Annotated in this window: 17 protein-coding genes; 9 read left to right on the top strand and 8 right to left on the bottom strand. The window is 61.2% G+C overall.

The genetic code is table 11. The features are described 5' to 3' along the window. The coding region (locus tag BN1130_RS05230; protein ID WP_042040733.1) for a response regulator at nucleotides 1-612 on the bottom strand (612 nt) is incomplete at its 3' end. A 192-nt stretch (nucleotides 613-804) separates the two neighbouring features. On the opposite strand from BN1130_RS05230, the gene BN1130_RS05225 reads away from it, so the two are divergent. Continuing rightward, a complete protein-coding gene (locus BN1130_RS05225) occupies nucleotides 805-1,434 on the top strand; it encodes a glutathione S-transferase N-terminal domain-containing protein (RefSeq protein ID WP_042040732.1) in 630 nt (209 codons plus the stop codon). A gap of 153 nt (nucleotides 1,435-1,587) precedes the next feature. Here the strand turns inward: BN1130_RS05225 and BN1130_RS05220 are convergent, their stop codons facing one another. The 5 genes from BN1130_RS05220 to BN1130_RS05200 form a co-directional block, all read right to left on the bottom strand. After that, on the bottom strand, nucleotides 1,588-3,675 hold the full coding sequence (locus tag BN1130_RS05220) for an alpha-amylase (RefSeq protein WP_042040731.1): 2,088 nt from the start codon (nucleotides 3,673-3,675) through the stop codon (nucleotides 1,588-1,590). Between the two features lie 190 nt (nucleotides 3,676-3,865). Beyond that, on the bottom strand, nucleotides 3,866-5,026 hold the full coding sequence (locus BN1130_RS05215; RefSeq protein WP_042040730.1) for a membrane protein: 1,161 nt from the start codon (nucleotides 5,024-5,026) through the stop codon (nucleotides 3,866-3,868). After that, on the bottom strand, nucleotides 5,026-5,397 hold the full coding sequence (locus BN1130_RS05210) for a GtrA family protein (protein WP_042040729.1): 372 nt from the start codon (nucleotides 5,395-5,397) through the stop codon (nucleotides 5,026-5,028). Before BN1130_RS05210 ends, BN1130_RS05215 begins: the two co-directional genes overlap by 1 nt. Next, nucleotides 5,394-6,452 (bottom strand): glycosyltransferase family 2 protein, encoded by a 1,059-nt coding sequence (locus BN1130_RS05205; RefSeq protein WP_042040728.1) that lies wholly within the window; start codon nucleotides 6,450-6,452, stop codon nucleotides 5,394-5,396. Before BN1130_RS05205 ends, BN1130_RS05210 begins: the two co-directional genes overlap by 4 nt. Nucleotides 6,453-6,495: 43 nt before the next feature. Next, on the bottom strand, nucleotides 6,496-7,047 hold the full coding sequence (locus tag BN1130_RS05200; protein WP_042040727.1) for a hypothetical protein: 552 nt from the start codon (nucleotides 7,045-7,047) through the stop codon (nucleotides 6,496-6,498). A gap of 323 nt (nucleotides 7,048-7,370) precedes the next feature. Between BN1130_RS05200 and BN1130_RS05195 the strand changes: the two genes are divergently transcribed. The 4 genes from BN1130_RS05195 (at nucleotide 7,371) to BN1130_RS05180 (ending at nucleotide 10,714) form a co-directional block, all read left to right on the top strand. After that, the gene (locus BN1130_RS05195) at nucleotides 7,371-8,138 is read left to right on the top strand and encodes a substrate-binding periplasmic protein (RefSeq protein ID WP_042040726.1); all 768 of its coding nucleotides are present in this window, start codon (nucleotides 7,371-7,373) and stop codon (nucleotides 8,136-8,138) included. 86 nt (nucleotides 8,139-8,224) lie between these two features. Next, the gene (locus tag BN1130_RS05190; RefSeq protein WP_042040725.1) at nucleotides 8,225-9,709 is read left to right on the top strand and encodes a L,D-transpeptidase family protein; all 1,485 of its coding nucleotides are present in this window, start codon (nucleotides 8,225-8,227) and stop codon (nucleotides 9,707-9,709) included. A 132-nt stretch (nucleotides 9,710-9,841) separates the two neighbouring features. Then, the gene (mepK, locus tag BN1130_RS05185; protein WP_042040724.1) at nucleotides 9,842-10,387 is read left to right on the top strand and encodes a peptidoglycan L,D-endopeptidase MepK; all 546 of its coding nucleotides are present in this window, start codon (nucleotides 9,842-9,844) and stop codon (nucleotides 10,385-10,387) included. Nucleotides 10,388-10,462: 75 nt separating this feature from the next. After that, on the top strand, nucleotides 10,463-10,714 hold the full coding sequence (locus tag BN1130_RS05180; protein WP_042040723.1) for a lipoprotein: 252 nt from the start codon (nucleotides 10,463-10,465) through the stop codon (nucleotides 10,712-10,714). Between the two features lie 76 nt (nucleotides 10,715-10,790). Here the strand turns inward: BN1130_RS05180 and BN1130_RS05175 are convergent, their stop codons facing one another. Together BN1130_RS05175 and cysZ are read right to left on the bottom strand one after the other, a co-directional pair. Continuing rightward, nucleotides 10,791-11,405 carry a trimeric intracellular cation channel family protein gene (locus tag BN1130_RS05175; RefSeq protein WP_042040722.1) on the bottom strand — a complete coding sequence of 205 codons (615 nt, stop codon included), beginning with the start codon at nucleotides 11,403-11,405 and terminating at the stop codon, nucleotides 10,791-10,793. A gap of 134 nt (nucleotides 11,406-11,539) precedes the next feature. Next, complete coding sequence (gene cysZ, locus BN1130_RS05170; protein ID WP_042040721.1) at nucleotides 11,540-12,304, bottom strand: sulfate transporter CysZ; 765 nt, start codon at nucleotides 12,302-12,304, stop codon at nucleotides 11,540-11,542. A gap of 107 nt (nucleotides 12,305-12,411) precedes the next feature. Here cysZ and BN1130_RS05165 point away from each other — a divergent pair, with 107 nt between their 5' ends. The 4 genes from BN1130_RS05165 (at nucleotide 12,412) to nrdD (ending at nucleotide 21,891) form a co-directional block, all read left to right on the top strand. Continuing rightward, complete coding sequence (locus BN1130_RS05165; RefSeq protein WP_042040720.1) at nucleotides 12,412-15,783, top strand: AAA family ATPase; 3,372 nt, start codon at nucleotides 12,412-12,414, stop codon at nucleotides 15,781-15,783. Between the two features lie 15 nt (nucleotides 15,784-15,798). Then, on the top strand, nucleotides 15,799-16,944 hold the full coding sequence (gene zipA, locus BN1130_RS05160) for a cell division protein ZipA (protein WP_042040719.1): 1,146 nt from the start codon (nucleotides 15,799-15,801) through the stop codon (nucleotides 16,942-16,944). A gap of 100 nt (nucleotides 16,945-17,044) precedes the next feature. Then, nucleotides 17,045-19,189 carry an NAD-dependent DNA ligase LigA gene (gene ligA / locus BN1130_RS05155; protein WP_084218138.1) on the top strand — a complete coding sequence of 715 codons (2,145 nt, stop codon included), beginning with the start codon at nucleotides 17,045-17,047 and terminating at the stop codon, nucleotides 19,187-19,189. A 584-nt stretch (nucleotides 19,190-19,773) separates the two neighbouring features. Beyond that, the gene (gene nrdD, locus BN1130_RS05150) at nucleotides 19,774-21,891 is read left to right on the top strand and encodes an anaerobic ribonucleoside-triphosphate reductase (protein WP_042040718.1); all 2,118 of its coding nucleotides are present in this window, start codon (nucleotides 19,774-19,776) and stop codon (nucleotides 21,889-21,891) included. Nucleotides 21,892-22,016 lie beyond the last annotated feature (125 nt).

Here is a 22,016-nt window from a genome sequence, read left to right as displayed (position 1 = left end):
AATCACTGCCTGGGTGCGATTCTTGACGTCGAGCTTGCGGAAGATGGCGGTGATATGTGCCTTGATGGTGGCTTCCGAGACATTGAGCTCCCAGGCAATCTGCTTGTTGAGGCTGCCATCGCGCAGCATCACCAACACCTTGTACTGCTGGGGGGTCAAACTGGCCAGCTTGCTGGTCAGGCTCGATTCATCTTCGCACTCTGGCCTGAGCGAGATGCCCTCTGGCAGCCAGGTATCACCGGCGATGACCGCATTGAGCGCCGTCACCAACTGCTTCATGGAGGAGGATTTGGGGATGAACCCCAGGGCGCCGAGCCGCAGCACCTGCTGCACGACAGAGGCCTCTTCCGAGGCTGATACGACAACAATCGGCAGATCCGGGTATTGGCCGCGAAGATGCACCAGCCCCTCGAAGCCATTGGCGCCCGGCATTTTAAGGTCGAGCAGCAGCAGGTCGACTTCGGGGTGATCCTTAAGCAGATGGGCCAGGCTGTCGATGGAGTCAGCCTCCAGCAACTGCGCATCGCTGACGGCCATGTGCACGGCTTGATAGAGTGCGCCCCGAAACAGGGGGTGGTCATCCGCGATGACGATGGTAAATTGGCTGTCCATGGCTCGATGTTAACTATTTGTTTTGGAACATCAAACTAGCATCGCCCCCCATGGTGGTCAAACACGCAGACCGACAAATGTGACGGTCAGCCAGGATGAATTGCTATGTCTATCAATAGGCAATAACAAGTAGCCAGCAACTCGCCGCCTGTGATGGGGTGGCCCGGGACCCTGGCGATGCAGGAGAGCAAGATGGATGAGATGGTATTGACGGTCGGCACGGGCTCGACCTGGGCGATGCGGGCGGCCCTGGTACTCGGTCTGACCAGGGGCAAGTGGCGCGAGCAGGCGTTCGAGCTCAAGGATGCCGCGGCCCTGCACAGGCTCAAACAGCAGGCCCCGGCAGGCTTGGTGCCCTGGCTGGTGCATGATGACGTGCGGGTGCACGACTCCCTGGCCATCGCCGAATATTTGCATGAGCAGTATCCGAGTCGGGGACTCTATCCGGCGGGCCGAGCCGAGCGTGCCCTGGCGCGCAGCCTGTGCGCCGAGCTGCACGCCGGTTTTGGCCAGATCCGCAGCCGTTTACCCTATTTTCTGGGGGCCCCCCGCAAGCAGGAGCCCCCCCTGGAGACCTTGCCCGAGCTGGCCAGGTTGCAGGTGATCTGGGCCCAGGCCGGCGCCGGCTTCTACTTTGGCGCTCCCGGTATACTGGACGCGTTCTACGTCGTCATGGCCCAGCGTCTGTTCAACTACGGTATCGCCTTGCCGGGGGCGGCGGGGGCTTATCAGCAGCATTTGCTGGCCTGGCCCCTGTGGCAGGAGACCCTTGAGCGGGCTGGCAAGGAGTGGCCCGCGCTGGCCGCCAGGCCGCAGGGTTAACATCGGGTGGTGGCGTCAGGCACCGGCCAGGCATGTACAGTCTGGCGGTGGTATGAACGAGGGGAGCCCAGGCTCCCCTCGTTCAGTTTTGCCACCGACCTCTCCCCTTGGCCGCTCGAGTCAGTGATGCCCAGTGTCGATGCGTGCCGGCGCTTAGGGTTGCTCACGCCCGGCGAACACCACCACCACCTTGTCGTCCCCTTTTTCTCGCACGAAGCTGTAGGGGGCATCGGAGAGCTGACGGTGGCTGCCGGCGGCGATGGCCGGGTGGCTGGCGCGGAACTGGCCGAGTCGCTGCCAATGTTTGACCAGCTCGGCCTTGTCACCGCTGGCCAGCTCCTGCCAGTTCATGTCGGATCGCACCCCCTGATCGAAGACGCCGCCATCCTTGGCCAGTCCCCGGCCCGACTCGTCACCGTAGTAGATCTGGACCGCGCCGGGCAGCAGCAGGAAGCTGCTGGCCACTCGCCGTTGCAGCGCCACATCCTGATAGTCCCCGAAGAACAGCTTGGTGTCGTGGGAGCTGATGTAGCTCAGCACGTTGAACTCGGGATCCTGGTTGAGGCGGCTGGCATAGCTGGCGTAAGTCGGCTCGGCGCTGGCCAGGCATTGGGCCTGGGGCAGCGCGGCCTCGCGCTGGTAATCGAAATTGATCAGCGCATCGAAGCCGTTCTGGTACCAGAAGTCCTTGGTGACCCCCTGATCCCACACCTCGCCCACCATGTAGAAGGGCAGATCATCGAGCTTCTTGGTCGGGTTGTTCGCCTTCCACTCCTTGAGGGCCGCATTGCCCGCCTGCTTGAGTTTCAGCCACACCTCGGGTTCCAGGTGCTTGACGGTGTCGGCCCGAAAACCGTCGATACCAAAGCGGCGCACCCAGTCGGTGTGCCAGGCGATGAGGTAGTCGCTTACCGTGGCATTGGGGAGCGCCTTGGCCCGGGTATCCTGCTTGGCGGCGAGCAGAGGAGGCAGGCCGACCGGCTGGTCGGACTCGGTCAGGAAGTCCGGCAGCCCCGCCACCGAACCGGTGACGTCATCGGTGCCGGGCTGGGGATAGCCTGGCAGACCCGCCCGCACCCAGTCTGGCCCCCACCACTTGTTCCACGCTGGTGACTGATAGTCGATGAACGGGTTGTAGTCGTGCCAGCTCTGCGCGCTACTGGGGCGCCACTCATTCCAGCGGGCCGGCAATTTTTCGCTGTTTCGGGTCAGCGCCGTCAGTCCCAGATCCTGCAAGTCGGCGAGGGTGGCGTAACCGGCATGGTTCATCACCACATCCAGGATGATGCGCATGCCCCGCTGATGGACCTGGTCCACTAGGGTCTTGAGGCTCTCTTCATCGCCGTAGTTGGGGTCGATTTTAGTGAAGTCGAGCGCCCAATAACCGTGATAGCCATAGAAGGGGAACTTGCCCTGCTCACCGCCGCCGATGAAGCCGTGCACCTGCTCCACCATGGGGGTTATCCAGATGGCATTGATGCCGAGGGCCTTGATGTAGTCGAGCTTGGCGGTCAATCCCTTGAAGTCGCCGCCGTGCCAGGTGGCGACCTCGTCCTGGCCATCCTTCTGGCGGCCGAAGCTGTGATCGTTGCCGGGATCGCCGTTGGCAAAGCGATCGGTCAGCAGGAAATAGACGCTCGCCTGATCCCAGCTGAAGGGCTCGGATCTTGGCGCCACCACGGGTTCGAGCAGCAGCAGGCCGCCGCTCTCCTTGGTCGGGGTCAGGGTCAGCTTGCCCTGTGTGACCACGGCCTCCTGCCTGGAGTAGGCATCCCGCAGCCGGGTGCCGTCGGGCCAGACGCCCTTCAGCGACACCGTCACCGGGCCGCCATCCCAGGCAAGGCAGGCTTGCTCGGGGGGCTGGCGTTTGAAGGTGCTCTTTTTGGTGGCCCGCAGCACCTTCAGGCTGGGGGTCTGCGGGTCGAAGCTGAACTCGTACTCTCCTGCCAGCATCACCTTGAGGGTGAAGCTGCTCTCTGGCGCACAGTTGTCCATGGGCAGATCCGTGCCAAAGGGCAGCGGCATGTTTTCGCGCGGGCCAAAGCTGGTGCCGCAACTGTTGCCTGCATCGCTGATACGAATGCGGTAACTGCCCTTGGCCAGGGGGTGGGTCAGCTGCTGCATCCCCCCGGTCAGGCTGAGATTGACGGGCAGCGCCTCGCCATCCACATAGAGGTGCAAGTCGGGGGCTGCCCAGGCGGGCAGGGCCAGCAGGGCGAGCAACAGAGGGGAGAGACGCATGAACCATTCCTTTGCCAAGCAGCGGGATGGTTCATTCTAAGGGGCCCCAGAGGGCGAGTGGGAAACGGCAACCGGGATCTGTGAACTCGGTTCAAATGGCAACGCTTTCAAGGGCAAGGCGGTTGGTTTGCACAGCAAGATAAGCAAAATGCCGACCCTGAGGTCGGCATTTTATGGTCGTGATGGGGGATCAGACGGTAAAGAACTTGAAGTTGACGAAGGCCACCGCGATGAAGGAGGCCACCATGCCGGACAGGCAGAGCACTGCCGGTCGGATGGCGGGCCAGCGGTGAGTCAGCAAGATGATGGCCAGGAGGGTCGGATAGAGGCCAAACATGTAGCGCGGCATGGCGTTGAGCCCTGTCATCAGCGGTATGGTGCAGCAGATGAACATCAGGGTCGCCTCGGCCCAGCGCTTCTTGTAGAACAGATAGCCGTTCAGGGCCCAGCCGAACATCACCATGATGGAGAGGTAGGCCTTGCGCCCGCCGAGTTCGAAGCCGCTCATCCACCAGTCCAGCGGACTGTCCATGTGACGACCCCATGCAACCTGTATGTGTTTGAATGCCAGGGCATCCCCCATCAGGTGGTAGAGGTAGACCATGTAAGCGAACAGGCCGAAGGGGATGAGCCAGAGGGTGAGCACCACCTTGAGGGTCCGCTCGCTGAAACGCAGGAACTCGCGGATGCCATAGGCCTGCAGCGCCAGGATCAGCACGGGGAACACCATCATGACCCCCAGGTTGCGGGTGCTGGAGATGAGGATCCCCAAGACGGCCACCATCATCCACTGTTCCCGGTAAGCGAACAGGAACATGCCCAGCATGAGCGCCATGAACATGGGCTCGGTATAGCCGGACACGAAATAGGCCGAGAAGGGGGAGAAGGCGAGCAGCCAGACTCCGAAGCGTGCCGTTTCATCTCCCAACTTGAGCTGACGCAGCACCAGCAGCATCAGCGGCAGGCTGGCGAAGAAGGCGAGGTTGGCGACCAGCATCAGTCCAAACAGGCTCTCTACCTCGAGCAGGCTGGAGATGCCGCCGGCCAGCATGGGGTAGAGGGGCATGAAGGCCCAGTTGGCCGCATTGCCCTTGCTGAGCCAGCGTGGATAGAGATCGTAGCCGTTTTCAATGATGCGCTGGAACCAGACGCAGTCGAATTGGCAGTAAGCCTGGAAGGGGCCAATGGGGCTGCCGTACAGCTGGGTCCCGAAGTAACCCATGCCATACAAGGCGATGCGACTCAGGGCAAAGGCTGCAAAGATCAGCAGCCAGTCATTGCCGCTGATACGCAGGGAGGGACGATAGGGCGCCACGGCGCCCGGCACATTGAGATTGGTCACATCATTCATCAAGCGAATACCCAGATACGGGAGAGGACATAGGTCAGTATGGTGACCGTCAAGGTGGCGATGACCACCGGCAGCAGGCCGGAGAGCCCGGCAAACAGCAGGCCGCTCAGGATCAGGTTACGCACCGCTAACGAGAAGAGTGCAACCAGCAAGAACTTGCCAACGGCCCCCTGCTTCTGGAAGGTGATGTACCTGTGGCCGAAGAAGGAGAACCAGAAAGCCACCGAGAACGCGAGTGTGGTGACCAGGTGCTCGTTGATGCCGGGCCAGCTGTGGAACAGGGCAAAGGCGCTGCCCAGATCCACCAGGGTGGCGCCACCACCGACGAAACCGAAGCGCACCAACCGCCAGAATTCATCGCGGGAGATCATGCAGGATCTTGCTCCTGGCCATCTCTTGCTGCGTCAGCTTGCTCAGGCTTGCTCGCCTTGGCGCGGCTCTTGGCCTTGGGGGCAGAGGGTTTGCTCGCCTCATCGGCGGCATATTGGCCGTAAACCCCTTCAATCAGGTAAATAGGACGCTGCTTCACTTCCACGAACATGCGACCAATGTACTCGCCTATGATGCCAAGGGAGAGCAACTGGATGCCGCCGAGGAAGAGCACCACCGACATCAGCGAGGCGTAACCGGGGACATCTACGCCGAAGAAGAGCACCTGGGTCACTATCTTGAGGATGTAGAGGAAGGCAACGAAGGAAACGCCGACCCCGACATAGCTCCATACCCGCAGCGGCCAGCTGGAGAAACTCATCACCCCATCGAGGGCGAAGTTCCACAGCTTCCAGTAATTGAACTTGGTCTCGCCGGCATGGCGGGCGGGACGCTCGTAAGGCACGCCGACGGCGCGGAAACCGGCCCAGGCGAACAGACCCTTCATGAAACGGGTGCGCTCTGGCAGCTGCTTGATGGCCTCGACGACCCGGCGATCGATCAGGCGGAAGTCACCGGCGTTTTCCGGCAGCTTGGTACCGCTGGAGAGGGCATTGAAGAAGCGGTAGAAGCCGCCGGCGGTGATGCGCTTCATCGGGGTGTCGGCGCTGCGATCGACCCGAATGCCGTAGACGGTGTCATAGTCACCGGTTTGCCACAGCTTGACGAATTCCAGGATGAGAGCGGGGGGATCTTGCAAGTCCACATCCATGGGGACCATGGCATCGCCACGGGCGTGGTGCAGGCCTGCGGTCATGGCGGCTTCTTTGCCGAAGTTGCGCGCCAGATTGACCAGGGTCACCCGGGGGTCACGGGCGATGGCCTGCTCGACGACGTCACGGGTACGATCGCGACTGCCGTCGTTGACGAAGACGATCTCCAGGTGCTCCTTGATGGAGTGCAGTTCTGAGTCTATCGCGGCAATAAAGGCATCAATGCTCTCTTCCTCGTTATAAACGGGCACGACCAGAGAGAGTCGGAAATTGGCTTGCGACATGGGGCTGTCCTTATAGGAAAGGGGGCATGAAAAGAGGAGGCGGTTATTCGGTGCTCAGTTGTACTGATTCGACGTTGAGCGGGGTCGCCGTCGAGAGGGCCAGGAAGTTGAGCTGTTTGGGATCCTGGCTCAGGGCCTCACCGGGCAGCTGGAAGTTGATTTCGTTCAGACCCGCCTTGGCCAGCTTGATGGTGGTGACGAAGTCATGACCCATGGCGACCTTGAGCAGGGCTCCGGCCTCTGGGCTGTTGATGCGCGCTCGCACAGTGAGGTCATTCTGATCGGCTGACGACTCACCCTGCTTGGGCAGCAAGAAATAGAGACCCCCCTGACCAGTTAGCTGGGTGCCTTGCTCGCTCGGCTTCTTGGACCAGCCTTCGCTGGAGAGGAAGCGGCTCGGTTTGGTCAGATTGAGCTCGTTGCCTACCCGGTACGTCATGCTGGAGTTGTGCTCCCAGAAGCGGGTCTTGCCTTCCAGATAATAGAGGCGATAGGCCAGGCTCACATTGGGGTGGGCAGCCAGGTAGAGGGTATAGAGATAGAAGCCGCTCAAGGCGAGGATGGCTGCGATAAAACCGAACTTTTTGTATGTCATATTACTCTCTACGCCCAAGGGGGAGGCTAACTCGCGCATATGCTAATCCAATTGCAAAAAAAGCATAGTGGATCACAAAAAAATATTTGGTCATATATTAACCCCTGTCATCCGTCATCACCACCCCCGCCCGGTCCCGATGCCGTGACGTCATTTTGCACACTCCCTCGCCAAGACACAGGGCGCGGCAATGGATGGCCCGCTCAGGTCAAGGCGAGGGATAATTCAGTGCGTCATCAATTGACACCAAATTTCGGCTCATATGGTCGCCTTGGCCTGGTTATCCCCTTATGATGGCGCGACTCTGCGTGCAAGGATTGCCCATGACCCGTTTGCTGCTCCCCTTGATTGCCTGTTTGCTCTCGCCAGCCCTGTGGGCGGCGAGCCCCTGCCCGCACCCGTTGCGGGTCGGCTACGACGAGTGGCCGCCCTATCACAGCCGTGATGATGGTGGTCAGATGCGGGGCTTTACCATCGAAGTGCTGGAAGCCGTGATGGCACAGATCCCCTGCCAGCTGACCTATGTCGAGCGACCATGGAAGCGGGTGCTGCAGGGGGTGGAGCTTGGGGAAATAGACATCGCCATGGAAGCCTTCATCAATGAAGAGCGTGCCACCTATGGGCTCTTCTCCGATGCCTATAACCCCGGGGAAACCGGGCTCTGGCTAGTGAGGGGAGGCGGGGCCACGGGGCAGGGTAACAGCCTTGCCAGCTGGCTGGGACAGGGCCAGCGATTGGGGGTGACCCGGGGCTATTTCTATGGGGATGAGCTGATAGCCCTGCTTGCCCGTCACCCACATCAGGTGAGTGCCGTGCCCAGAGAGAGCCAGAATTATCATAAGCTGCTGCTGGGGCGCATCGATGGCTTTCTCGGGGACAGGCTGGCGACCCATCAGGGGCTCATGGATGCCGGACTTGGGCAACAGGTGGTGATGGCAGAGCAGCCTGCCGCTCGCCTGCCCACCTTCTTCATGTTCAGCAAGCAGAGTGTCTCTCCCACGCTGGTGACGCGCGTCAATCTTGCCTTGGTACAGTTGCGCCAGTCCGGCCAGTATGCGCGGATTTGGCAACGCTACACACAGACACCCTAGTCAGCTTGTACTTATTGTCGCATCATGGGCCGGTGAGAGGGTCGCTGTGACTTGGATGGCAATGTTCGGATCTAATTGAGGTTCACATGGGAAAGAAGTATTGGCTGGCATTGGCAAACCTGATGTGGCTGGGCTGTTTGCCGCTGGGGCAGGCACAGGCCAGCGAGACCCCCGTGGTGGTGAGTACTGCGATCGGCACCCATGAATGGTACAGGGACAGTAGATCAGAGCAGGCAAGAAAAGAGCTGGAGCTGCAGTTGCAAGAGGCTGCGTTGGCCCAGTTGCACCCTGAATTCCAAGCTGTGTGGCGGCGGCTCAAGGCGATGCCCGAGCAGGGGCGGGGGCCGCTCTATGACGAGGCGTTCAGCAAGTTGGCCCGTTTTCAGCAACAGTGGCGCGCCATGGATCTGGTCTCTCGCGAGCAGCTGAAGACCCAGAAGCTGGATCTCTCCTTGTCGCCGGAGCCGGCGACAGAGAGCGGCGATCTGCTCGATCAGGTGCGGGATCTGCGCCCCCAGGTCGCCGAATATGAGGCGGTGCGTGCCAAGGTGCACAAGCTGCTGGCGCTGCCCATGGCCACCACCTGGCCCACCCTGGCCATGCCAACTCTGCGCAGCGGCGAACCATCCCCCGAGCTTGGCCAGATCCGCGCCATGCTCAATGAACTTGGCGATGTGGCCCCCGCCCATCAGGATGAAATCTATGACGCCGAGACTGAAGAGGCCATCAAGCTGTTCCAGCGTCGTCATGGTCTGACTGCCGACGGCATCATAGGCCGCCGCACCCTGGCCTGGCTCAATACCGGGCCTGTGGTACGCGCCAGTTTACTGCTGCGTAATCTCTGGCGCCGGGATCTGGTGGATCATCTGGTCGGCAGCCGTTATGTGCTGGTCAATATTCCCGACTATCGCCTGAGCGTGGTGCAGGGGGGCGGTGAGGTCTTTACCAGTCGGGTCATCGTCGGCAAGGAGGAGCGGGAGACCCCGATCCTCGCCAGCGAGATCCGCTCCGTGGTGCTCAATCCGGCTTGGCATGTGCCCAGATCCATCCTGAGCAAGGACATACTACCCAAACTGAGTCGCGATCCGGGCTATTTGGCCCGCGAGCAGTTCGAGGTGACCGACAGTGCCGGCAATCCGCAGCACCTCACCGAGGAGCAGTGGCATCAGGCCCTGGCCGAGGGGTTCCCTTATCGACTGCGGCAAAAGCCGGGGGATCACAATGCCCTGGGCCGTTACAAATTCTATCTGCCCAACAACGATGCCATCTATCTGCATTCAACCCCGAGCAAGGGGCTGTTTGAACAGGGGGCGCGGGCCTTCAGCTCTGGTTGTATCCGGGTCGAACATGCAGACGATCTGGCCGAATTGCTGCTCGCCGACTCCCGCTATCAACCCGACAAGGTGGCCAGTCTGCTCAAAGAAGACAAGACCAAGTGGCTGCCGCTCAGCACGCCAACGCCGGTATTCACCGTCTACTGGAGCAGTTGGCTCGATGAGCAGGGTCGTCAGCAACTGCGCAGCGACATCTATGGATTTGATCGGGTCAGCTATCAGAGTCGTGCCCTGTGATCCCGAGCACAGTCTGATAAGTCCGGCTTCGGCCGGGCTTTTTGTTGGCGGATTAGGGTTTGACAGAAAAGGAAGGCGGCGGTTAAGTTCGAGCGGTTGCCTTGCTTTTATTCACATTCAGACGGAGCCGACATGCTCGACAAAGAGATAAGCCGACGCCGCCTGCTACTGGGGGCTGGTTGTGTGATGGGAGCCAGTTTGCTCTCTTTTCCCGCCCAGGCGAGCCGCAGCACCAACAGTCGCGACTTGAGTGTTTTCAACCTCAACACCGGCGAGCGGGTCAAGGCCAGTTACTGGGAGAAGGGGCGCTATCTGCCGGACGGCCTGGCCGAACTCAATCATCTGCTGCGTGACTACAGGCGCGATGAGGTGTTCAACATAGACCGCAAGCTGTTTGATCAGCTCTATTTGCTGCAACAGCGCCTCGGCCATCATGGTGAAATCCAGCTTATCTCGGGTTACCGCTCCCCGGCCACCAATAATGCCAAACACAGGCGCAGCAAGGGCGTGGCGAAACACAGCTACCATGTACTCGGCCAGGCGGTCGATGTGCGCCTGCAGGGGGTGCAGCTTGCCCATTTGCGCAAAGCGGCGCTGCAGCTCAAGGTGGGTGGCGTGGGTTATTACCCCAGCGACAATTTTGTTCACCTGGATACGGGGCCGGTGCGCAGTTGGTAGACCCATTCGGTCTCATTGGCTGACAGGGGCAAGGGGGAGCTGCTAGGCTTGGTGCCTCATACAGAGGAGAAAAAGATGAAGCAGATCCTGATAGGTGCCATGGTGGCCCTGGTATTGACAGGTTGCGGCAAGATAAACCGTGATAACTACGACAAGCTCAAGATGGGGATCAGCTACAGCGAGGCGAGTGCGATCCTCGGCAAGGCGGACAGTTGCGATGATGCCCTGGGCACGACCAGCTGCATCTGGGGTGACAAGCAACAGAACATCAAGATCCGTTTTATTGCCGACAAGGCGACCTTCTTCAGTTCCGAAGGGATCAAATAGCTTCCCTCAACAAAAAAGCGCCAAACGGCGCTTTTTTGTTACCCGCTTTTCAGCAGATCAGCCAGGCATGTGTCGCTTAGTGGGAAGCATATTGGTAGTTGAAGGTGGGCAGTCCCCACTTGAAGCGTATCGCGAGCAGCCGCAGCACGAAGCCAATACCAATGGCGCCGAATGCCGCCCAATCACTGGGCAGCCCCTGATCGAGCGCCAGGCAATAGAGCCCGGCTGTGATGAGGGAGACACCGGCGTAGAGCTCGCGGCGAAACACCAGCGGGATACGCTGGCACAGCAGATCGCGCAGCACACCGCCAAATACCCCGGTCACCACGGCCATGATGCAGGCAATGCCGGCGCCATGGCCCATCTCCAGGGCGCGGGATGCGCCGAAGATGGAGAAGACCACCAAGCCCAGGGCATCGAGGGCCATGAACAGCTTGCCAAGGTAGCGCATCAGGGGCGCGCAGATGACAGTGACCAGGGCGGCGCCAGCGACCAGCACCACGTAGAGGGGATGCTCGACCCAGAGCAGGGGATAGTGTCCCAGCAGCACGTCTCTGATGGTACCGCCGCCGATGGCCGTCGCCGACGCGATGATAACGACGCCAAACAAGTCCATTCGCCGCCGGCCCGCCGCCAGCGCGCCCGTCATCCCTTCGGCGACCAGGCCGAGCAAGAAGAGTGCATGTAACATGAGAAATACCCGGGTTCGAGAAAGGCCCGCATCCTAACAAGCCTGCATTGGCCCTACAAGTACTCTCATATTCACATTAGATTAAGTAATGAAAGGGGGCTGTTTCCCCCTCTTTTTCTTATGAAACAATCTCGTTACTTTTTGATCTGCTCATCCCGGTACTGATCTACCCACATGGCGGTGGCACCACAGATGGCCACCGGCATCACGAACAGGTTCACCACGGGAATGGCGGAGAAGAGGGTCACCAGGGCGCCGAAACTCAGGCACTTGCCCCGACGCTGTTTGAGGGCGTCGCGCATGGTGACGAAGTCGATCTTGTGGTTGTCAAACGGGTAGTCCACATACTGGATGGCCATCATCCAGGCACTGAACAGGAACCAGATCAGGGGAGCCAGGGTTTGGCCCACCACGGGGATCAGGAACAGGATCAGGCAGCCAATCGCCTTGGGCAGATAGTATTTCAGCTTGGTCCATTCGCGCCCGAATATCCGAGGCACATCCCGGACTATGTCGAGCATGCCGGTTTCGGCGCTGGGTTGGCCGGTGAGGTGTTGTTCCACCTTCTCGGCCAGCAGGCCATTGAAGGGGGCCGCCACCCAGTTTGCCAGGGAGCTGAACAGGAAGGAGAAGACCACCAGTATGGTCAGCAGTGCGATGGGCCAGAGCAGGTAGTCGAGCCAGGATAGCCAGGAGGGGATCTGCTGGTGCAGCCAGGCGAACAGGCCATCGAGTTGCAGCAACAGGGCGTAGAAGGCGCCGGAGAACAGCAGGAAGTTGACCAGCAGCGGGATCAGCACGAAGGTGCGGATACCCGGTTGGCGGATCAGTGAGAAACCGCGCAGGAAGTAGTCTGCACCGCTGATAGAGTCTTTGACTAAGGGGCGTGATTGGCTCATCTGAGCTCCATCCATGACAGGGAACAGCCTGCATATTACAAACAAGCCATTGATTTGGTAAAGTCATCGACCCGCCGCCCCACTATTTAGCCCGGATATAGGCCTACATGCGTCTGAAATTGATCAAGCTCGCCGGTTTCAAGTCGTTCGTCGAGCCGACCAAGATAGTGCTCAGTGCCGACATGACCGCCATAGTGGGTCCGAACGGTTGCGGCAAATCCAATGTCATCGATGCGGTGCGCTGGGTGCTGGGGGAGAGTTCGGCCCGCCACCTGCGCGGCGAAAACATGACAGACGTCATCTTCAATGGCTCCCTCAATCGCAGTGCCCATGGCCGCGCCTCGGTCGAACTGGTATTCGACAATCCCCACAATCGCGTGCCCGGCGAGTTTGGCCGTTTCAGCGAGATCTCGGTGCGCCGCGAGGTGCTGCGAGATGGCAGCAACCATTACGAAATCAATGGCCAGAAGTGCCGGCGCAAGGATGTCACCGATCTCTTCCTCGGCACGGGGCTGGGCCCGCGCAGCTACGCCATCATAGAGCAGGGCACCGTCAGCCGCCTGGTGGAGTCGCGCCCGGCGGATCTCAAGCTGTTCATGGAGGAGGCTGCGGGGGTCTCTCGCTACAAGGAGCGCCGTCGGGAGACGGAGCTGCGCATTCGTCACACCCAGGAGAACCTGGAGCGGCTCGGCGACATTCGCAGTGAGCTCGGCTCCCGGCTCGATCATTTACGAACCCAGGCTCAGACCGCCGAACGTTACAGCCAGCTCAAGGGGCGCAGCCGTGCCGCCCGTGCCGAGTTGATTGGCTCCGAGCTGTGGGCGCTGGAGACTCGCTTGGCCCAGGCCAAGGAGGAGCTGGCCAAGGTGGACTTGGCTATTGCCGCCCTCGATGCCAAGCGCAGTCAGGATGACAGTCACCATATCCGCCTGTCGGTGGCACGTCAGGAGGCCCAGGCCGAGCAGACGGCGCGCCAGCAGCAGCTCTTCCTCGGCGGGCAGGCCATCGCTCGCCTCGAGCAGCAACAGCTCCATCACGATGAGCTGGGCCGCGACTGGCAGACGCGCAGCATTGCGCTGACCGAGCGCATCGAGGGGCTCAAGGGGCAGTTGGCCGCACTCTTGACCGAGCAGGCCAGCCAGGCGCTGACCGCCGAGCAGGAGGAGGCCCGCCTCGAGCAATGTGAGCAGTTGCTTGAGGATCAACAAGGGCGACGCGTGGCGGCAAGCGAGGCTCTGGAAGGGGCGAGATCGCGGCAACAACAGTGGCAGCAGCAGCTGGCTCAGTTGCAATCAAACCTCAACCAGACGCGCACCCAGCAACATGGTCTGCAGGAGCTGCAGGCCAAGACCCGGCTCGCTCGCCTCAAGCTCGAAGAGGAGCAAGGGGATCCCCTGGCCGGCCAGCCGGACTTGCAACCGGCACTGGAGGCTCTGAGCCGCGAGCTCGAGCTGATGTGTGCCAAGAACGGGGAGCTGGCCGAATTAGCCCGTGGGGGCGCGGCTCATCATCAGGGGCTCAATGAACGACTGCATCAGCAGACCAGTCTGCTGCGCGAGTTCGATGCCCGGCTCACCACCCTGGATCAGATCCTGGGCCCGCAACTGGGTGGCGACAAACTGGCCGATGGTTTGCAAGTGTCGCCCGTCTGGGCCCAGGCCCTGGACAAGGTGCTGGGTCGCTGGATCACGGCCAACGCCGCCGACATCTGCCCCGAGGGCCATGCAGGGCTCTGGATAGGCCCGGCGGAACCCGCTCTGCCCGGCACGCTCGGGGCCGAAGTGACGGGGCCGCATATCCCGGCTTTTCTCAATGGCATCTGGCTGGCGGCGGATTTGACGGCGGCCCGTCAACAACAGACACAGCTGGCGGCGGCGGAGTCTGTGCTCACCCCCGCGGGCGACTGGCTCGGGCGCAACTGGGCCGATTTGGGTCAGGATGGCGCCCTGGGTCCCCTGGCCCTGCAAGGGGAGCGTGAGCGGTTGCGTCAGGAACGCAGCCAGGCCGACGGCGAGCGGCAGCAGTTAGTCAGCGCCCTGCAAGAGGCCGATCGGCTATGGGTAGAGCAAAAAGAGTCCTATGAGGCACATGGCCGGGCGCTCGGCGAGCAGGAGCTGAGATGGCAGCGGCAGCGTGAGGCCTGGAGTCAGCAACAGGGTCAGCGCCAGGAGCGGTTGTTGCGGTTGGGCCAGCTGGGTGAGGATCTGCGCCGCCTCGACGCCGAGCAGGCCTCCGAGTCCAGCCGCAGCGAGGCGCTTGCCCAGGAGTGTGAGCTGATTGATGCCCAGTTGCAGGAACATCTGGCGCAAGGAGAGGCTGAGCGTGAGGCGCTGCAACTGGCACAGGAGCAGGGGCGGCGAGCCGAGCAAGAGCTGGAGGCGGCACGGGTGCGCCGCGAGCAGCAACTGGCGAGCAGCCAGCGCTTGCAGTTGGCGCAACAGAACCGGGATCAGATCATCGCCTTGCGAGAACAAGAGCTGGCCCGGCTCGGGTTGGAGCTGGCGCAGCTCAAGGCGCCTGAGCTCGCATCGGGTCAGGATCTGTCGCCCCTGCTCCATGAGCAGCGCACCCTGGAGACGGCGCAACTGGCCTGCCATCAACGTATCGCCGAGCTTGATAAGGGGCTGGCCGAGCTGGAGCTGACCCGGGCATCGGATCGCAACGTGCTGGTGACACTGCAAGAGCAGCTGGCCCAGCTGCGCCTCGAGCGTGAGCGCAACCTGACCCGTCGTCAGGGGCTGCATGAGCAGTTCGAGGAGTTGGGGGTACGGCTGATCGATCTCGATCAGGCGGTGCTGATCGCCGCCAATCGCACCGCCCTGCGCCAGGAGATCCAGACCCTAGAGAGCCAGGTGGAGGCGCTTGGCGCCATCAACCTGGCGGCGCTGGCGGAATACGAGGAGGCGCAAACCCGGGCCAGCTACCTGGAAAATCAGTGCCAGGATCTCGAGCAAGCCTTGGAAACCCTGGGCCAAGCCATTAAAAGAATTGATAAAGAGACACAAATACGCTTCCGTGACACTTTCGATAAGGTCAATGAAGATTTAAAATCCCTGTTCCCCAAGGTGTTTGGGGGCGGGAGCGCCTGGCTGGAGCTCACCTCCGACGATCTTTTAGAGGCCGGGGTGAGTATCATGGCAAGACCTCCGGGTAAGAAGAATGCTACCATTGCCCTGCTTTCCGGGGGGGAGAAGGCCTTGACCGCACTTGCGCTGGTTTTTGCCATCTTCAGACTCAATCCAGCGCCTTTCTGTTTGCTGGATGAGGTGGATGCACCGCTCGATGAAGTGAACGTCGGTCGCTTCTGTTCTCTTGTCAAAGAGATGTCGAGCACAGTACAGTTCGTTTACATCAGTCATAACAAGGTCTCCATGGAGATGGCTGAACAACTGATCGGCGTAACGATGCAAGAGCCTGGTGTCTCGCGCATTGTCTCGGTCGACATCGGTGAAGCCGTCGCTTTGGCTGAGCAAAACTAGAAAGAGAAGCAGCTAATGCAGGAATTGCGTTACATCTTGGTCGCCTTGGGCGGGATTGCCATAGCGGCATTGCTCATTCACGGGTTGTGGAGCAACAGGAAGAATCGTCAGTCCCCGATCAAGGAGAAACCCTTGAACCGGATGGACACCAAAGCACGGGGTCGTGACAGCGATGCCTTCGATAGCGACGGCATCGGCCAGGTGCGCGTGGTCAGTGCTGGCCGCCGTGCCGAGCCCAAGCTGCAGCCTGAGGCTGCACCTGTCCACGACTACCTCGATGATGAGGATGAAGACGAACTGCCGCCGCCAGCCCCGCGCAAACCGGTTGCCCGTCCCGTCGCCCCAGCCCCTGTCTATGAGGACGAGGAGGAGGAGATCTACGAGGAGCCGGTTGCCGCCGAGCCGGTGCGCAAGCCCGCTCAGGTGAATCGCCGCACCCCAGTCTATCGCTCTCGCCCCCAGCACGAACCCGCGTTGCAGCCGTTTGACGACGAGCCTCAGCCCGAGCCTGCCTACACCAGCGGCCTCAGCTTCGGTGAACAAACCGCGCGCGCCGAACCCCGTCAGGCGCCAGTGCATGCCGAGCCGCAGTTTGACGAGCCCCAGTTTGCACCCAGGGCGGAGGCGAGAGTGCAACCCCGTGCCGAGCCCAGGGTCGAGCGTGCTGCCCCCGTGCAGGCCCCGGTTTATGCCCCTGTGTATGACGAGCCGGAGCCCGATCGCGCTCCCGTCGAAAAGATTTGGCAGGATGTCTATGTCATCAACCTGATGGCTCGCCCCGGTCAGGCGCTGCAAGGAGCTGCCTTGTTGGCCTCCCTGCAATCCCTGGCATTCAAGTTCGGCGAGATGGATATCTTCCACCGTCACGAAGGGCTCGATGGCCACGGGGAAGTGCTGTTCTCCATGATCAACATGGTCAAACCGGGCACCTTCAATCCGTACCGGATGGAGCAGTTCAATACCCCTGGGGTCTCCTTGTTCATGCAACTGCCCCTGCGCAGCAACGTGGCCTTTGCCTTCGAGCACCTGCTGCAAGCCGCCGATCAGTTGGCCAGTGACCTGGATGCCATGCTGACCGACATGGAGCGCAGCCCGCTCAGCGATGAGACCATCGACAGGTATCGCCGCGAATTGGCTGCCTTCGAGGCCAGTCGCGACTAAGCGACCGGCGCTGTCGAGTGAATAAAAAGTGCGGTACCTGGGTGCCGCATTTTTATTTGTCCGCCTAACTTATCATTTCCACCACAGTCGAGATTTTTTCATGAGCGAATCCCTCACCCGCCACCGTCAACTGTGTGAACTGCTTATCGAATATGGCCATCAGTACTACGGGTTGAAAAAACCGACAGTACCGGATGCCGAATATGATCGATTGAAGGAGGAGCTACTTGCCCTTGAATTGGCTCATCCTGAGCTTCGTCATAGCCAGCTGTGTGAACTGCTTACGGAGTACGGCCATCAGTACTATGTGCTGGATAACCCCACCGTACCCGATGCCGAATATGATCGCCTGATGCGCGAGCTGATCGCGCTGGAAAGCGATCATCCCGAGCTGAAAACTGCCCGCTCCCCCAGTGTGCGGGTCGGTGGTGCGCCACTGACGGCCTTCAATCAGGTGCGCCACGAGATCCCCATGCTCAGTCTGGACAATGTGTTCAGCAGCGAAGAGCTGGTGGCGTTCGAGCAGCGCATGAGGGATCGCCTGAAACGTGAGCTGAGTTTCACCTTCTGCTGCGAGCCCAAGCTCGATGGCCTGGCGGTGAGCCTGCTTTATGTGGAGGGTCAGCTGATGCAGGCGGCAACCCGGGGGGACGGCAGCACGGGGGAGGAGATCACCGAGAACGTGCGCACCATCAAGGCGATCCCCCTCGTCTTGCGTGGTGAAGGCTGGCCCGCCCGGCTGGAAGTGCGCGGTGAGGTGTTCATGCCCAAGGCTGGTTTCGAGGCGATGAACGAGCGAGCCCTGGCCGCGGGGGAGAAGGTGTTCGTCAACCCGCGCAATGCCGCCGCTGGCAGCCTGCGTCAACTCGATTCCCGGATCACGGCGAGTCGCCCCTTGAGTTTCTACGCCTACGGGGTCGGCATTGGCGGCGAGCTGCTGGGGGACTCCCACTTCGCGCGGCTGTGCCGTCTCAAGGAGTGGGGCCTGCCCATGAGTCCCGAGGTCAGGATGATGGAGGGGGCGGCGGGTTGCCAGGCGTTCCACGATGACATTCTGGCGCGCCGTGACGCCCTGAAGTATGAGATTGATGGGGTCGTCTACAAGGTCGACAGCATTCCGCTTCAGCAAGAACTCGGCTTCGTGGCCCGCGCCCCGCGCTGGGCCACGGCTCACAAGTTCCCGGCCCAGGAGGAGATGACCCTGCTGGAAAACGTCGAGTTCCAGGTCGGTCGTACCGGCGCCATCACCCCGGTGGCAAAGCTCAAACCCGTGTTCGTCGGCGGCGTCACCGTCTCCAACGCCACCTTGCACAATGCCGACGAAATCGAGCGCCTCGGCGTCATGATCGGCGATACCGTGATAGTGCGCCGGGCCGGGGATGTGATCCCCCAGGTGGTGGCCGTGGTGGCCGCCCAGCGCCCCGCGGATGCCCGGGAGATCCTGTTCCCGAGCGCCTGCCCCGTGTGCGGCTCGGCGGTGGAACGACACGAGGGCGAGGCGGTGGCCCGCTGCGCCGGTGGTCTGTTCTGCGAGGCGCAGCGCGCCGCCGCCATCAAGCACTTCGCCGCTCGCCGTGCCATGGATGTGGATGGTCTGGGGGACAAGATAGTGGATCAGTTGGTGGACAAGGGTCTGGTCAAGACACCGGCGGATCTGTTCAGCCTCACCGCCATCCAGCTCGCCGGGCTGGAGCGAATGGGGCCGAAATCCGCACTCAACCTGGTGGCCGCCATCGATGCGGCGCGCAGCACCACCTTGCCGCGCTTCCTGTTTGCCCTTGGCATTCGCGAAGTGGGCGAGGCGACGGCCCTGAACCTGGCCAATCATTTCCTGACTCTGGATGCCCTGCGCGCCGCCAGCGTCGAGCAGTTGCTCGCGGTGCCGGATGTGGGGGAGGTGGTGGCCAAACATGTCTACTACTTCCTGCGCCAGCCCCATAACATCGAGGTGCTCGACGCCTTGCTGGCCGCCGGTATCCACTGGCCGGAGATTGAGCAAAAAGAGGCGGCCGAGCAACCCTTCGCCGGCAAGACCTTCGTGCTGACCGGCACCCTCACCACCCTGTCACGCAACGATGCCAAGGCGGCCCTGCAGGCCCTTGGCGCCAAGGTGGCCGGTTCGGTGTCGGCCAAGACGGACGTGCTGGTGGCCGGTGAGGCGGCAGGCTCCAAGCTCATCAAGGCCCAGGAGCTCGGCATCACCATCTGGACCGAAGAGCAGTTGCAAGCCGCTATCCAGCCCTGAGCCGGATCCCTGACCTGAGACGCTACAGACCCGGCCCTGACCGGGTCTGTTTTTTCATGGGTTATTCCCTCTGCCGACCCGTTCAGATGAGCGGTTGCCCACGGCCTGCTCGAACGCTCCCATCCCTCTTCTCATCTCTTGCAACAGATCATCGCTGCCGGTGCATGGTCTCCCTGACCGGCTCTGCTGGGTTGCCCGGCTGACCGCTGGACAGAGGCGGCCCTGGTCGGCAGCAAGGACCACACATATTTGCAAATCAGGGATCCGCCCCTAGGCCAGAGTGGCTCTGGCCTAGGGGTAAAAAGTGCTCTTTTGACGCTGTTTCCTAACTGAGCAGCTGGCGAAAAACCTGTCTTGGATCAAGAAAGCGCCTTCGGCTTTGGGGCCTAATGGCCACCACATATAGGGAATTAAAGAGATAAATATCCCATATGTTGTGTTTGTAAGCTGTGGATAACCTCAGCACTCCCAGATGCCAGCCAGGGGCTCAAGACCCGGCTGGTCTCGTCTCGCCCTGGCGAGCCGGGGCAGGCCGGGAGCGCTTATCGGGTCGACGAAGTGCGGCCATTTTGCGGGGATGAGAAATGAAACCGGTTGTGATCAAACGTGATGGATGCCATGCACCTTTTGATGTTGAACTGATTGCGGCCGCCGTCGGGCGAGCGGCCCAGGCGGTCGGTCAGGGGGATCTGGGGTTGGCCAATAGCGTCGCCATGGCCGTGGCGAGTGAGCTTGAGGGCCGTGCCGAGGTCGATATTCACGAGATCCAGAACCGGGTCGAGAACCACCTGATGGCCTCCGACGACAAGACCATCGCCCGTGCCTACATCGAATACCGTCACGACAGGGATCAGGCCCGCGAGGCTCGTGGCCGTCTGGCCCAGGAGATCCGTGGCCTGGTGGAGCAGACCAATGCGGCGCTGCTCAACGAGAATGCCAACAAGGATGCCAAGGTGATCCCGACCCAGCGGGATCTGCTGGCCGGTATCGTCGCCAAGCACTACGCCATCACTCACATGTTGCCCAAGGCCGTGGTACAGGCCCATGAGCGTGGCGATCTGCACTTCCACGACCTCGATTACTCCCCCTTCTTCCCCATGTTCAACTGCATGCTGATCGATCTCAAGGGCATGCTGACCCACGGCTTCAAGATGGGCAACGCCGAGATTGATACCCCCAAATCCATCAGCACGGCGACCGCCGTCACGGCCCAGATCATCGCCCAGGTAGCGAGCCACATCTATGGCGGCACCACCATCAACCGCATCGACGAGGTGCTGGCCCCCTATGTGACCATCAGCTGGCAGAAACACCGGGAAGTGGCCGAGGAGTGGGGCATCGCGGATGCCGAGGCCTATGCCATGGCGCGCACCGAGAAGGAGTGCTTCGATGCCTTCCAGTCCCTGGAGTACGAGGTCAACACCCTGCACACCGCCAACGGTCAGACCCCCTTCGTCACCTTCGGCTTCGGCCTCGGCGACAGCTGGCAGTCGCGCCTGATCCAGCGCGCCATCCTCAGCAACCGCATCGCGGGTCTGGGCAAGAACAGGAAGACGGCGGTGTTCCCGAAACTGGTGTTCGCCATCAAGGATGGCCTCAACCACAAGCCCGGGGATCCCAACTACGACATCAAGCAGCTGGCCCTGGAGTGCGCCACCAAGCGGATGTACCCGGATATCCTCAATTACGACCAGGTAGTGAAAGTGACCGGCTCCTTCAAGACCCCCATGGGCTGTCGCTCCTTCCTCGGTGCTTATGAGGAGAATGGCGAGCTCATCCACGAGGGGCGCAACAACATCGGGGTGGTGAGCCTCAATCTGCCGCGCATCGCGCTCAAGTCCCGGGATGAGAGGGATTTCTGGTCACGGCTCGATGAGGCGCTCGAGGTGGCAAGAGAAGCCCTGATGTATCGCATCGAGCGCTTGGAGGGAGTCAAGGCGCGGGTCGCTCCCATCCTCTACATGGAGGGAGCCTGCGGGGTGCGCCTCAAGGCCGACGACAACGTCAGCGAGATCTTCAAACATGGCCGCGCCTCCATCTCGCTGGGTTACATCGGGGTGCACGAGACCATCAACGCCCTGTTTGGCACCGACCGTCACCTGTTTGACAGTGCCCAGTTGCAACAGAAGGCCATCGCCATCATCGCCCGCCTCAAGGCCGCGACCGAGCAGTGGAAGGAGCAGACCGGTTATGGCTTCAGCCTTTACTCCACTCCGAGCGAGAACCTCTGTTCGCGTTTTTGCCGCATGGATGCCAAGGAGTTCGGCCTGGTTCCCGGGGTGACCGACAAGGGTTACTACACCAACAGCTTCCACCTCGATGTGGAGAAGCAGGTGAACCCCTATGACAAGCTGGATTTCGAGGCGCCCTATCCGCCCATCGCCAGCGGTGGCTTCATCTGCTACGGCGAGTATCCCAACTTGCAGCACAATCTGGAGGCGCTCGAAAACGTCTGGGATTACAGCTATGACAGGGTGCCCTACTACGGCACCAACACTCCCATCGACGAGTGCTACGAGTGCAACTTCACCGGTGAGTTCGAGTGCACCTCCAAGGGCTTCACCTGCCCGCGCTGCGGCAACCACGATCCGGCCAAGGTGTCGGTGACCCGGCGGGTATGCGGCTACCTCGGCAGCCCGGATGCGCGCCCCTTCAACGCGGGCAAGCAGGAAGAGGTGAAACGCCGGGTCAAACACCTGTGATCGAGGCTGACGGGCCTGCTGGCTGCTGATGGAAATGAAAGGGCTCTTTTTGAACCCTTGTCGATTGCGGTAAGCATCGATGATGCAAGGGCCGCAGCTGCCGGTATTGGAAACGAGAAGAGGGC

This window comes from Aeromonas rivuli (assembly GCF_000820045.1).
GTDB lineage: Bacteria > Pseudomonadota > Gammaproteobacteria > Enterobacterales > Aeromonadaceae > Aeromonas > Aeromonas rivuli.
This window is presented reverse-complemented; position numbering and strand designations above follow the sequence as displayed.